Annotated in this window: 12 protein-coding genes; all 12 read right to left on the reverse strand. The window is 50.6% G+C overall.

Annotated elements, in window-relative coordinates; translation table 11 throughout:
* Positions 1-18: 18 nt before the first annotated feature.
* The 12 genes from Q8Q08_04330 to Q8Q08_04385 all read right to left on the reverse strand — a co-directional run bounded on the left by Q8Q08_04330 (position 19) and on the right by Q8Q08_04385 (position 13,331).
* Positions 19-903: a class I SAM-dependent methyltransferase gene (locus tag Q8Q08_04330; GenBank protein MDP2653239.1), complete on the reverse strand. Its 885-nt coding sequence runs from the start codon at positions 901-903 to the stop codon at positions 19-21.
* Between the two features lie 426 nt (positions 904-1,329).
* On the reverse strand, positions 1,330-2,364 hold the full coding sequence (locus Q8Q08_04335; GenBank protein MDP2653240.1) for a radical SAM protein: 1,035 nt from the start codon (positions 2,362-2,364) through the stop codon (positions 1,330-1,332).
* Positions 2,365-2,415: 51 nt separating this feature from the next.
* Entirely contained in the window at positions 2,416-3,408 is a 993-nt protein-coding gene (locus Q8Q08_04340) for a glycosyltransferase family 2 protein (protein MDP2653241.1), read from the reverse strand.
* A gap of 244 nt (positions 3,409-3,652) precedes the next feature.
* Positions 3,653-4,141, reverse strand: coding sequence for a hypothetical protein (locus Q8Q08_04345; protein MDP2653242.1), 489 nt, complete (start codon positions 4,139-4,141; stop codon positions 3,653-3,655).
* A 285-nt stretch (positions 4,142-4,426) separates the two neighbouring features.
* The gene (locus Q8Q08_04350) at positions 4,427-4,882 is read right to left on the reverse strand and encodes a hypothetical protein (GenBank protein ID MDP2653243.1); all 456 of its coding nucleotides are present in this window, start codon (positions 4,880-4,882) and stop codon (positions 4,427-4,429) included.
* A 42-nt stretch (positions 4,883-4,924) separates the two neighbouring features.
* Positions 4,925-5,266, reverse strand: coding sequence for a hypothetical protein (locus Q8Q08_04355; GenBank protein ID MDP2653244.1), 342 nt, complete (start codon positions 5,264-5,266; stop codon positions 4,925-4,927).
* Complete coding sequence (gene ptsP, locus Q8Q08_04360; protein ID MDP2653245.1) at positions 5,263-7,533, reverse strand: phosphoenolpyruvate--protein phosphotransferase; 2,271 nt, start codon at positions 7,531-7,533, stop codon at positions 5,263-5,265. Before ptsP ends, Q8Q08_04355 begins: the two co-directional genes overlap by 4 nt.
* A 198-nt stretch (positions 7,534-7,731) precedes the next feature.
* A complete protein-coding gene (locus Q8Q08_04365) occupies positions 7,732-8,901 on the reverse strand; it encodes a DUF262 domain-containing protein (protein ID MDP2653246.1) in 1,170 nt (389 codons plus the stop codon).
* Position 8,902: 1 nt separating this feature from the next.
* Positions 8,903-10,015, reverse strand: a complete 1,113-nt coding sequence (locus Q8Q08_04370) for an adenine-specific methyltransferase EcoRI family protein (protein MDP2653247.1) — start codon at positions 10,013-10,015, stop codon at positions 8,903-8,905.
* Positions 10,016-10,154: 139 nt separating this feature from the next.
* Positions 10,155-11,096, reverse strand: a complete 942-nt coding sequence (locus Q8Q08_04375; protein MDP2653248.1) for an NYN domain-containing protein — start codon at positions 11,094-11,096, stop codon at positions 10,155-10,157.
* Between the two features lie 375 nt (positions 11,097-11,471).
* The gene (locus tag Q8Q08_04380) at positions 11,472-11,684 is read right to left on the reverse strand and encodes a hypothetical protein (protein ID MDP2653249.1); all 213 of its coding nucleotides are present in this window, start codon (positions 11,682-11,684) and stop codon (positions 11,472-11,474) included.
* A gap of 699 nt (positions 11,685-12,383) precedes the next feature.
* On the reverse strand, positions 12,384-13,331 hold the full coding sequence (locus Q8Q08_04385) for a nucleotidyl transferase AbiEii/AbiGii toxin family protein (GenBank protein MDP2653250.1): 948 nt from the start codon (positions 13,329-13,331) through the stop codon (positions 12,384-12,386).

The following is a 13,331-nucleotide window of genomic DNA, read 5'->3' on the forward strand; positions in this document are numbered from 1 at the left end:
GGAGAGGTCTCCTGGCCCTTAAGGTTTTTCCGCCACAACGGCCATGTTCTCGACGCTGGCCTTGATGACCTTGCCCGAAAGCCCCAGCCGTTTCACCAGGGCCCGGGTCCCCTCTTTCAGGGGGCGGGGCAAAGGCAGCATGCGCAAAACATGGTCCAGCTGGTACCGGCTGCGGACATTGCGGATGGAACGGACGCGGAACCCGTTCTTTTCCAGAATTTTCCGCATCGTGGACTTGTCCCAAAGATGAATGTGGGAAATGTCATACGTCGACGCCCTGGCCCCCAGCACCGACGGCATCAGGGCGCGGATGTCGTGATGGACCGCCAGGAGGGTCCCTCCCGGCTTGAGATAGTGATGGGCCGTTTGCAGGAAACGGTTCGGGTCGATCACATGGTCGAAGACCTGAAAAAAACAAACAGCGTCGAAATGCCCCGGAGGGAATATCCCTGTCCGGAACTCGTCGTTGACAATGCTCCCGCGCACGGACTCGGGGGCGTTGGCCACGGCTTCAACGCTCAATTCAACCCCCCGGACGTTTTCAAACCCGGACCTGCGCGCCGCGTCCAGAAAAAAACCGCTGGAACATCCGACCTCCAGCAAATTCTCCTTGTTCATCAGCGGCAGAATTTCCTCAAACTGCTCCAGATAATCCCGCAGCATGTTCCCGAGCTGTTCCTCATGGATGAACGCGCTGCGCCGGTAAAGTCCCCGGATATCCTCTTCCGGGAGGATGGGATTGGAATACACCAGCCCGCAGTTGTTGCACTGCACGATGCGAAAATGCGTGTGGTCCGGAGTCTTGCGGGCGACAAAGGCCAGCGACGAACGGTCGAACTTTTCCGGATAGCGCACGCGAAACGGCGTTCCGGGGCCGCAGATGGGGCAGGACGTTTCTTGCATTGCGTTGTCGGTGGACACAGGTGTCTAACTCCGGATGAATGCTACCCCGGCTGCTTTACCGCTCCTGAATCAGAGAACGATTCAGGAGCAAAGCAAGACGCCGGGGTGAATGGTTTGGCCCTTCTGGGCCAAACCACCCTGAATGAAGTGAACGGGTTCCGGTATTGGTTTACGTTCACTGCGTTCCGTAAACCAAATTCTTCACCCCGCATGATTGCTTGCGCAATCACTTCTGCGGGGTTAATTCCTGCCTACCGGCAGGCGGCCATCAAACTTACGTCGCTAACGCTCCGTAAGTTTGGGCCTCAAATCCCGGCTGCTTCAACCGTTTCCGAATTGAAAAACAATTCGGAAATGAAGCAAGACGCCGGGATGAATTCGGCCATCAAACTTACGTCGCTAACGCTCCGTAAGTTTGGGCCTCATTCACCACTTAAACGAAATCCCTTTGCGCAGGCACTTCGTGCACATGGGGATCGCGCCCCGGCCTTTGCCGGACATGGTTTCTCTCATGGCCATGCTCTCGGGGCCGTTCCAGACGTCCATGAGCCGGCTCTTTCCGGCTTCAAATTTTTCATAAACCTCGGGCTTGCTCCACACGACCGCTTCACAGCACTGCAGGACGTCGCCGTTCCAGTTGATCTGCATGCCCTTCCAGAGCCAGTCGCAGGACATCTTCAGCGGCAGCGGCTCGGTGGACAGCGCCGGCTCCTTGTCCTCAAGCCCGTGGATGGGATTCCCGGGACGAAAATTGAGCATCACCCCGTTTTCCTTGCAGAACTGCCGGACCATCGGCACCTGATGACGGTTGTAATTGTAAAGGATGTAATCCACAAGGATCAGGGTCTTGTAGCCGCCTTCGCGTTTCATCCGCGCAAAATTGCGGATGTTCTCTTTCAGCCGCTCGACGTTACCGCTGCGGATCTGGACCGAATAAACGTCCTGGGTGAAGCCGCTCAGCTGGATCTTGATGAAATCCAGCCCCGCCTCCAGGATCGCCCGGGACCTGTTCTCATCCAGCAGGATCCCGTTGGAGGCGATCACCGAGACAACGCCGTTGTCCTCGGCGAATTTGATGACCCTGGCCAGGTCCTGGTAGATGAGCGGCTCGCCGTTGGTGTAAAGCACGGCCACCACAAGGTAATCCTTCAACTGGCGGATGATGTCCATCGCCGTCTCCGCCGGCATCTTTCCCTTTTCGATCCCGCTCCCCGTCCCGCCGGGATTGTAATCGTAGATCACGCCTTTTTTGTCGCGGCAAAAAACACAGTTCGCGTTGCATTCGTTCCAGAGCTCGATGCTGATCATGTAAGGCGAGCGGCCGGATTTTTTCAACTGAAACGTGTAGGCGAAGTAACAATACGCCACGTTGAGCAGTTTTTTGAGGGTGATCTTGCCTTTGCGCAGACCCAGGGCAAGAAGGCTCAAATGCACCAGGGTATACTGATTGCGGGTCTTCATGCGTTGGAACCAATCGCGGGTCACGGGCGTCCTCTCTTTTGGGCGGGGTTACTAAGACGGCTGCGAAGGGTGGCTCTGCCGGAAACCATAGGTGCTCTCAATGATGTAATTGGGGCGTTTCCGGCTTTCCTCATAAATCGCGTTGATATAAAGCCCCATCATTCCCATGCAAAGAAGCTGGATACTGCCGATAAAAATGATCGCGATCATGATCGCCGTCCACCCCGGGATGGCGCGGCCCTGGAGTTTTTCCAAGAACACATGGACCAGCAGGGCCAGGTCGGCCAGGATGGCGAGAAAGGACGTGAAGATGGCGACCTTCAGAGGCGCGGACGAAAACGAAATGAGCGCGGATTCCAAAAAATTGTTGATGACGGCCGGGTTCAGGATCGGGAATTTGGTATTCCCGGCGAAGCGCGGCTGGCGTTCATAGGACACATAGGCGTGCTGAAAACCGACCCAGCAGACCAGCCCCCGCATGTAAGGCTTCTTTTCTTTCAATGCTGTCAGGTGATCGACGACCCGGCGGGACAACAGCTTGAAGTCCCCGGCCTCCACCGGCAGAGGGATCGAGGCGGTCCGGTTGAGGATCCAGTAGGCCAGGCGCGTCAGCAGGATCTTGGTCACGGACTCCCCTTTGCGCGACTTGCGGACCGTGTGAACAACGTCCACTCCCCCCTCTTTCACGAAAGCCGCCACCATCTCGGAGATCAGTTCCGGCGGGTCCTGGAGGTCCGCGTCCATGTAAACGACCGCGTCGCCCGAGGCGTGCTCCATCCCCGCGAGAACGCAGGGCGAGACGCCGAAACGCCGCGACATGCTGATGACGCGGATGTCACCGTGCCCGCGGTCCAGGTCCTTGAGGACATCGAGAGAACGGTCCGAGGACGCGTCATTGACAAAAACAAGCTCATACGACCCGGCGCGGCCGGCCGCCTGTTCGTCTTTCATGACGCGGCGCGTCCGCTGGACCAGCTCCGGGAGGACGGCCTCCTCGTTGCGGAAGGAAAAAACAACGGAAAGAAAAGAAATGGTCTTTGGCATATGATTGTCCGGGACCCTGACGGCGACGGGGTTTATTTTACCCTCCCCCCGATGGCAAATCAACCAAACCTTTCAAAGAATGCTCGAGAATCTCCACGGCTTTATGGCTCGACTTTCGCCCGCCATCCCGAGCAGCGCGTCGAGGGACAGCCTCGTCACCTTTCCATCCAAAATGCCGTGGAGCGGAATCCCGCCCAGAAAGCCATCCTTCCCATTCCTCAGGGAAGGCTTTCTGTTGGCGGGATCAGCGGGCGGCGGGCGCGGAGCGCAGTTCATACAGCCGCGGATGGACCCTGTCAGGGTCGGCGTACTCCAGAAACAGGTCCACGATCCTGCGGATCTTCCGCGTCAGCTTGGGAGAGCCCCACTTTTTGTCCTCGGGTCTGACGTTCAGCCGGTCGTAACTCAGGTGGACAACATGGCGGTTCCGTTTTTTCTGAAAATCCCGGAAATCCTTGTCGATCGGCGGCAGGACGGCCCTCCACTCCTTGACATCGGACATGAAATGCACGGCCTTGGCGTCCTCCGGGCCGGATTGCGGCTTGTAGAAGAAATCGATGATCACGCTGGCGTGGATCACAAAGGATTCCAGCATGGCATTATAGATATGCAGGTGCGTGGTCCCCCGGATCAGGGACTGACTGACCCCGTAAAGCATCGAGATCTCATAATAAAGATGCTCGCCTGAAAAAGCGACCAGCTTCTCTTTCGGGACTGAATCAATAATTTCCATCAAGAAACTCCACTCTCCCCTCCCTCTCCGTGGGGAAGGCACGGGAGGGGGAGATAGCAACTCCATCTCTTCCTTCCCCCTTCGTGGGGAGGGTTACCCCAATTCTTCCCTCCCCCTCCGTGGGGAGGGCACGGGAGGGGGGAACCACTGCTGATATTGCCATCGGTATGCCCCCTCCCCCTACCCCCTCCCACAAGGGGAGAGGGAAAATGGTATGGAGGCAACGGGAATCCTCAACCCTTCCTTTCAACTCTTCCCCTCAACCCTTCCTCTCAACTCTTCCTCTCAACCCTTCTGCACCTTCTCTGCCAAAATATTGATCCTCTGGATCAACGCCTCGAACACCTCATCCCCTTTTCTCGCATGGATCGGGCCCTTGGACTCTCCCGCGATCAGAGCGTCCAGTTCCCGGAGAACGCGCTCATACGGGCCGACCATGATGTTGGAGACGTAATACGTCCAGTACACAAGGACCAAAAGCAGGACCCCGGTGCTGATAAAAAACAGCGGGGCCACGCCGTTGAAACGCTTGATGTCCACGAACCACGGCAGGGCCCAGTGGAACTGGTGAATGTCGACCTCGGCTAACAGCATCAGATGCTCGCCGATGTAATACAGATAACACAGCGTGGCAAACGAGATCACGCTGGCGATGAAACAGCAGACCATGATCGGGAAGATGATGCGTTGCTGGGACCTGTTGACGTGGAGCAAGAGACTGCGCTGATATTCGGCCGCCATGGGTTCTCCTCCTGAGAGAAGTTGTCGGGACGCTCGTTGGGGCTAAGGATAAACGCCTTGCCGGATGAGCCTGCCTTCGCTGTTATAAATTTTTGAGACGCCGCTTTTCAGCGACCATTCGCTTTTCAGCCGTCCGTTTTCGTGGAATATCCTGGTCTGGATCAGCCGGCCGTCTTTATAAATGTAATCGGACATCAGCCGCCCGTTCTGGTAAAAGAGCCGCCGGCGGACCAGTTTCTCGTCATTAAAACGAAGAAACGTCTTGACCTTGCCGTTGGGGTGATATTCCTTGTGCACGCCCTTTTCCGGCATGTCGATCGCGGCCGCCGGAGGACAGGCGGCGCACAGGAAGATCAAAATGGACAAAAAGATCCGCGCTCTCATGACCCCGCCTTTGCTTTGCGCTCAAACACCGCGTTAAGATCGCTGACCCTGTCGCGGCCCAGAAGTTTCTGCGCCTGGCGGACCGCCTCCGGCAGATTTGTCGATTCCACCGTTTTCTGGATTTTCGGAAAAAACCGCGGGTCCAGACTGAACTTGCGGATGCCGATGCCCAGGAAATACGGCACATACCTCTCGTCATGGGCCATATCCCCGCAGACCGACACGTCCTTGCCGTGCTTGGCCGCCGCGTCCACGATCTTTTTCAACGACCGCAGGATAGACGGGTGGTGCGGCAGGTAAAAATCCGCGACCTTTTCGTTGGTGCGGTCCACGGCCAGCATATACTGGATAAAATCGTTGGTCCCGATGCTGAAAAAATCGCTTTCTTCGGCCAGTTCGTCAATGATCTCCAAAACCGCCGGCAGTTCGACCATCATGCCGATGGGCGGGGTGGAATGGCAGACGATCCCTTCCTTCTTCAAATCCGCCGCGCACTCGCGCACCACCTGCTTGGCTTCCAGCAGTTCATCCAGGGAGGAAATCATGGGAAACATGATGCGAATCTCGGCCCCGGCGCCCGCGCGCAGGATCGCCCGCAACTGCTGGGCGAAGATGTCCTTGTGCCGCAGAGAAAAACGGATGGACCTCAATCCCAGAAAAGGATTTTCTTCATGCCCGTAATCGTAATAGGACAACACCTTGTCCCCTCCGATGTCCAGCGTGCGGAAGACGATCTCCTTGCCGCCCATGCCGTCCACCAGTTTCTTGTAAACCACATACTGCTCTTCTTCCGACGGAAAATCACTGCGGACAATGAACGGGAACTCGGTGCGGTAAAGCCCCACCCCCTCGCACTTGTATTCCCGGGCGATCTGGACGTCGTGCAGGAGGTTGACGTTGGCGTAAAGGCGCACGCGCGTCCCGTCTTTGGTCCTGGTCGCCGGCTTCATCGCTTCACAGGCCTTTTTCCAGCTCAGGCGGGAATCGTCCTTCTTGGCAAAGGCTTTGACAATGGTCTCGGAGGGCTCAACGTAGATCTTCCCTTCCTCGGCGTCCATCAGGACCATGGTGGACGGCGCGAGCTTCAGCAAATGGCGAGCGTCGGAAATGATGACGGGGATCTCCAGGGAGCGCGCCAGGATCGACAGGTGCGACGTCATCCCTCCGCTCAACAGCAGCACGCCCCGGACGTCCTGCGAGGACAGCTTGAGGATGTCGGAGGGCAAGAGTTCCTCGGCGATCACGATCTTTCCCCGCAGGTCGTTCTCCTCATCCGATATCCCGACCAGATTTTCCAGCAGCTTGATGCCGATGTCCTTGACGTCGTGCTTTTTCTCGCGCAGGTACGCGGTCGGCAGGTCCTCAAATTTCTTCATGTACTCTTCCACGACCGCGACGATCGCCTTGGGCGCGGGAAGGCCCCGCCGGATGCCTGCGGCAACGGTGTCGACAAAGGCCTTGTCCTTCAGCATCAGGATCTGCGCGGTGAAGATGAGCGAGGCGACGTCGGCGAGCTTTTGTTCGATCTGCTGTTGAAGGGCCTGAAGGCGCTCTTCCGTTTTGCGGACGGCCTGGGTGAAATCGTCGATGCTGTACGAGCGGTCCTTGGCATGGGCCAGGAACTTGGCGAACGGCTGGAGATTGTCCAGGACAACGGCCTGCGCCACGGCAAAGCCCCGGGACCCGACGCGGCCCTGGATAACCTTGGGGTGGCTGAGACTGTCCGGCTCTTTCTGACGGCCCTGCTTTTCATTGAACCCGATCAAAAGCCGGGCCGTTTCGATCACGGTCGCCAGCTGTGAAGAGATGGCGCGGAAGTAACGCACGTCCTCCTCGCTGAAATCATCCTTCTTGGAATTCTGCACGACCAGCGCCCCGATGCGCGACACCCCGCGCACGATCGGGACCGCCATGAACGACTCGTAGAGCTCCTCCCCGATCTCGGGGAAATGGCAGTAACTGGACGACCGGCTGGCGTTCTTGACGCAGATCGGCCGCAATTCCTTGACAGCCACGCCGGTCAGCCCTTCGCCGAGCTTCATCCGGACATTATTGATGGCCGACGGGTTCAGCCCCTTGGTGGCCTTGAGCACCAGGTCTCCGGTGTCCTCATAGTAAAGATAGATCGAGCACACCGGGCAGGCCATGTGCTCGGCCACCATCTCCACGATCCGCTGAAGGAACGATTCCAAACTCGGCGCGTCGGAAAAAATCTCCGTCAGTTCGCCGATATCGCAGATGAGTTTTGTGTGGTCGCGTTTTGGCATAGGTAAGGTTGAGCTCCACCCTGCCCTTGGGGCAGGGTGGGCGAAATCCCGTTCAGGGCGATGCCCCTATTATAAGAAGAAATAATATGGAAAGGAATATTAATTTGGAAAGAGGCGGGACGATACGGCAGGAGCACTTTGCTCACAACGGTGGAAGGGCTAATGGCTTATTGGTACCCTCTTGGAGGTACTTGGGGCCTATCGATTACCTTTTGCCCGATTATGTGTTTTACACAACATTTGGCAATTTTTGGATGCTGTTTTGCCGCCTTTACTCCATGCCGTAACATGGTCGGCATCCATTTCGTCTAACTTCCAAATCTTGCTCTTGTTTGCATCATGGCCCATAGCACAATGCGGGCAATTCGACGCACCTTTAGCTTTGGCTTTGGCGGTCTGTGTTGCATAAACAGTTCTCTTGGTCGCTTCGTCAAAGACCCGCACTTCGAGTAACTTTGTGTCAACAGAGCCGCCGAGGATATATTCAAAAATTCCTTTGCGATTTTTTACATATGGATCAGCATAAAGCTTTTGCACCTCGGCTGACACTTTGGTGGAATTATATGCTTTCTTGTGATGCTCTTCGTACAGCCGTCCCCACTCAAGCCCGCGCATCTCGCTTTCAACATCGGTAAATACACTAGAAACCCAGTCGATCACGCTGTTGAAATATCTCTTTAATTCATTGATATTTTTGTCAAACCGATGACGGCTCATGTAATCGCCGATATTGCCCTTGCTTACCCAATCCAGCGCACATTCAAGAAATTCCTGCCGGTTGGCACTGCCTTTTATGTATGCGCTCCATTTTTGGATGTTGGAGTTTTGGCTATTACTGAACTCCTCTTTGCTGAGAGTCACAAACGGGCCAGAATACACGGCGTTGAGTAATTCCTGATCGCTAAGCGGAACCCCAGCGATATTGATTGTCTTAAACCATTCCTTTATTTCGCTTTCTGTTCCTTCGCATTCATAAATGGTAAGCTTGGTCTCTAGCATCTTGGCTTTCTTATCTTTTGCCATACCGCTAAAATTCTGCGGCATACCGTTTTCATCTTTGATAGCGAATTTGTCAGTTACAAACCGTCCCAGACTGGTAATGCGCTGTTGCCCGTCTAGAACTTCCAATTTGGCGTCGCTTACTTTAGTAAAATAAATCAGCCCTATTGGATATCCCTTGAGGACTGATTCGATAACAGCCGCTTCTTTTTTGCCGCCATCGGAAGCATAGATATAGTTGCGCTGATACTCCGGCTGAATAGTGAGTTTGCCAGACAAGCCGAATAGCCCTTTGCCCTCCAGCTCGTTATAGACAAACCCATTGCAAATATCTTTGACAGTGATGTCGGTCTTCAAAATTGTTTTCATATCATTGTTCCTTACGCCTTATAAAAATTCGTCCATATTTTAATTTTCCATTCATATATGGGCCATCCTTACCTGTTTTACTTGGAATTCCAGCAAGTCCTCTAATATTGCCGGCCGCAAGTCCTAAAATCTCAAATTGCTCAGGACTATATTTATCAAGAAAGCTGATCGGCACGCCCATCACTCCGTCGTAGTCGCTCGGGATGGCGTCAGTAAACGGCACCTCTATGGCATCATAATTGTCGTATTTGTCATACTTTTTCTTACCTTTAACTTCTTTGTGTTTGCTGTATTTCAAATTTTCTCTCATTGTCATAAGCGGCAATGTTCGGTGACGTCTTCCGTGGTCGAGATTGGTAAACCAACAAACATTGCGGAACTTCACTAAACCTGTCTTTGGATCGTAAACTCCCGAAGCAAAATCGCGCGTATTCGGTGTAAAAAAATATGCGTTACCTGCATGGAAACCGTTCCCAAACCACAATTTATTATCTTTAATTAATGGAAATATTTCTTTGTAAGTAATCGCACTCATGCTGCCAATAATGACGAACCTTTTTTGATAATCATAAAGTTGTTTAACATACTGACGAAACAAGCTAAATGGAGGATTCGTTGCCACTATATCAGATTGTTTCAGCAGATTTATACATTCATCGCTACGAAAGTCACCATCGCCTTCGAGCGGTATCCATTCGTTGTGTTTGTTTGCCTTTAACTGCTTGACAACATCTTTCAAGTTAAATTCGCCGTCGCCGTCTATATCGTGTACCTTATCGATAATAAATTTATTAGCGGTTAACTTTGGACGACCTTTTGATTTTGTGAGAGTTTTGTCATCACCAAACAACTGCAGTTGTGTATTCGCTACAGGTGAAGGCTTGTAGCTGGTGGTGATAAGTTGTTTCAATCCGAGTTTGTTGAAATTAAGCACGAAATAGCGAAAAAAATTGCTCTCATACGGATCGTCACAGTTGCAATACACCACCTTGCCGCGGAATACTCCGGGGTTATAATCCAAATACGCTTCAATCTCCTTCTGAATATCGCTGTACTGAGTATAAAACTCGTCGTACTTTACCATTCTTGCGTTAGTAAGATTATTGGTTGCCATGTTAGAAATATTCCTACAGTTTTGTGCCTAAAGGCGCCCTTCAGGTGTCAGACCTGATTCAAAATCGGCAGAACTATCTGTCAAATTTACACTTACTGATAATCGGAAGATCAGTTGTGCCAGATTTCTGCCAACATTCTCAATGAAATTGATTCAAGGTGGCCTGGATTTGATCAAATTCTTTTTTTGTGTACTTAGGAAACCAGCTTTTAAATTCTCTATCGACTCTAAGAAAGTTCGGGTCCACCTTGTTATTCGCCGTCACATAACCCTTTTGTTTACACCGCGCAATTATGGAACTCGCATCCAAACCATCTTTTGTAAACGCATATTCTGCGACAACACCGCAACACCAACTCATTGGTTTATAAATGTTGCAGCCGGGAATGATGCTTGGTAATTGTGAACCTGCGAGGACACCTTCGCGAAGCCTTTTAACAAAATCAACATTTTGTTGCAATTCCCGCGATTCATTAAGGACATCAGAGGGATTAAGGGGCCGTCCGAGAAGTGATGCTCTTAATTGAGCTGCACAAAACGGTACGATTAAGCCTCGCTTTTTAGTTGGATGGTGGAGTTTTAACAAGTTCAAAGCGCCGGCAATGTCACTATCATTAGATACTAAAACTGCACAATCATACCTTTTTAACCATCCATCATTCAAAAGGTGCATCGCAAGATTCACATCAGACCCTTTTTCATCGACTCTAACAACACTTTCAAAAACCAAATTCTGACGAGTATCCCTTTTATACATATCGGATGAATAATCTGGATAAGAATGGTTCGCTAATGGCATTCTTATAACGTGTGCTTGAAATCTTCCCCAATAAATTTCCAACTCAGGAATACATTTTTGTAAGGCCCGGATGTAGATCTCCTGTCTTCCTGGTCGATCTGGATCGCCTAAGGGGGCAACAGGTGAAGTAAAATATTTGATAGAGGTAATATCGTGTTTATCTGCAGGGAGAACTTTAGAGAATAGGGATTTAAAATCGAGCCATTTATACGGTGTATGCTTTAAGCTCCTATGATAGAGGTTAAAACCATCGATGTATATTGTTGTTTTTGCAGGCGCCATAAAATAAGCAGGGGGCTACTTGCGTAGCCCCCGCACCCTGGGTCAAAGACCACAGGGGTGGTTGAAATAATTATAAATATGGTAAACTTTCTCCTTTAAACAGAAAGGTTAAATACCCCTGATAAAAGATAACATATTTTTTTTGAATTTGCGAAATATGGGCTATTTGCGAGTTTGGGCATGTTTTGTGCCGAAATGACCAAATTCGGTACAAAGTTGAATAATCTTTAACTCTGAATAAGTTCATTTTACCACATATGCCCAAATGTCAAGAAAAATCGTTGCCTTTGCCAAGCCAAAATAAAAATGTCCTAGTTCTACCAAATTAGAAATCTCTCTTCGCAATTCAGGCTTCCCCCAGTTCTTAATCCTCCGTTAACCTGTATGACAAGCTGAAGAACAAGTAGCACAACCGTCTACGCTACTATATCCTCGACTTCTTGCTTGCTGCACAGCACCATGACAGCTTGTAAAGTCGCCTAAATACTCTCTGTTCTCTGGGTTAGGTAACCACTGGCACCCGTCTTTGTGCACCTCATGGTCATAGCGAGGATTGTTTGTAGTTTTACAAACGTAATACTTAGCCATTTTACCCTCCTTTTAAATGATTATAATTAAATAATACAATACCACCCATCTGTATGGTAGTCAATTATTATGGTTTGCACACTTTGCACGGAACATACCCGTATTTTTCAGTATCTTTTTTCGACTTAAATCCAATTAAATTTTCAGATTTTATTTTATGAGCCCAAATACATGATGGGCGATTGTATTTGTTAGAATTAATACTACCTACATGCGCTATTTCCTTGTCCGCAACATCATTCGACGAATTTTTAGATTGGTACTTTGGGTAGTCAGTACAACTTGGATAATACGGAGCACATTTTACTGCTAGCTTAATTCTGGAAACACATGACTTAATGATCTGAATTATGTCATGTGCCCCAAAACTGTCATAACCTTTCACCCCCACCTCTCCGCCAGCCCCTCATCCATCAACACCTGATTCAAAAACCTCTCCCCTTCCCCGGCAGATACCCCTGCAAGCTCCTTCGGTGCTCGCAGGGCGTTTCTTTTATCTTCCCTAACACCGTTTGGCGGTCGATAAAAAACGTCCGCCAAGTAGCGGTCGTATTTGTCGGACCGGGAGCTGGTGAGGAGGATGCGCGGAACCTTGGCGAGCTCGCGTTCGACAAAGGATTTGGATTTTTTGCCTTCGGGTGTTGTGAGCTCGGGGGCATCTCACCCCTTCGATTAATTGCCCTGTCCCCTTCCATTAAATTATAACTTCCCCAAATTTTTCAACATTTTATCCAAGATATCATGCAACGATATTTGTCCCCGATAATACAACGCTGATGTTTTCTTGTATTCTTTTTCAAAGCGTTCTCTTATCGCTGGATCTTTCAACAAAAAGGCTTCTTGTTCGGATAAGGGGATCTTTTGATCTATAGCCGGGAATCTTCTTTGCTTATGCTTGTTGTACGCTTCTGTTCCAATAAATTTCTGGACAGTATCGTTGTTCAAAAGGCAGGCAACATCGTAATAATGTCTCAAAAAATTGGCGGGCATTCTTCCTGTTTCTTGGAATTGCCGAAATTTCGTTGCAATAGTCTGCAATTTTTCAACAAAGGTATAACCCGGATGATAGCATTTCACATTGTTCGCCTTATTATCTATAACTTCAACGCCCTTTTGTTGAGCAAAATCTAGCGCCCAAGAACCAATTGTCAAAGGACTGTTGGGAGCAACGTCATCAAAACCAACTTCAAGCAAGACACCTTCTTTTAGTCCCCCTGCGAGAGGAAATGTATTCTTGTAATAAAGACGGATCCCTGCACTGGTAAATTGGTCATTATCAAATTCCGTATCACGAGCGATTCTCTCTATTCCATTAATCTTGATCTTCTTCGCGAGCCAATCGTAGTAATTCTTACGACTTGCACAATGCTGTGGTTTAATATGATTTTTTCCTGCCTTAACATCCATTTTAGCGGGTGGTTCAATACGAATATCAATGTCCTCGGAAAAGCGATGGATTATTCCATACCCTTTGGAAAGTGATGTGCCGCCTTTTAGTTCAAATTCAAATCCCCCTTGTTGCAAACCATACAAGACATGCATAATCCAGTAGTCTTTTTCTACTAAACTGCTATCAATATTCTTTTGATGCTCTACAGTCCGCAGAAGCTCTTTAAACTCAGGATGATTATGAAGATAATCAGGCAT

This window comes from Candidatus Omnitrophota bacterium, assembly GCA_030688425.1.
Classification (GTDB): domain Bacteria; phylum Omnitrophota; class Gorgyraeia; order Zapsychrales; family JANLHA01; genus JAUYIB01.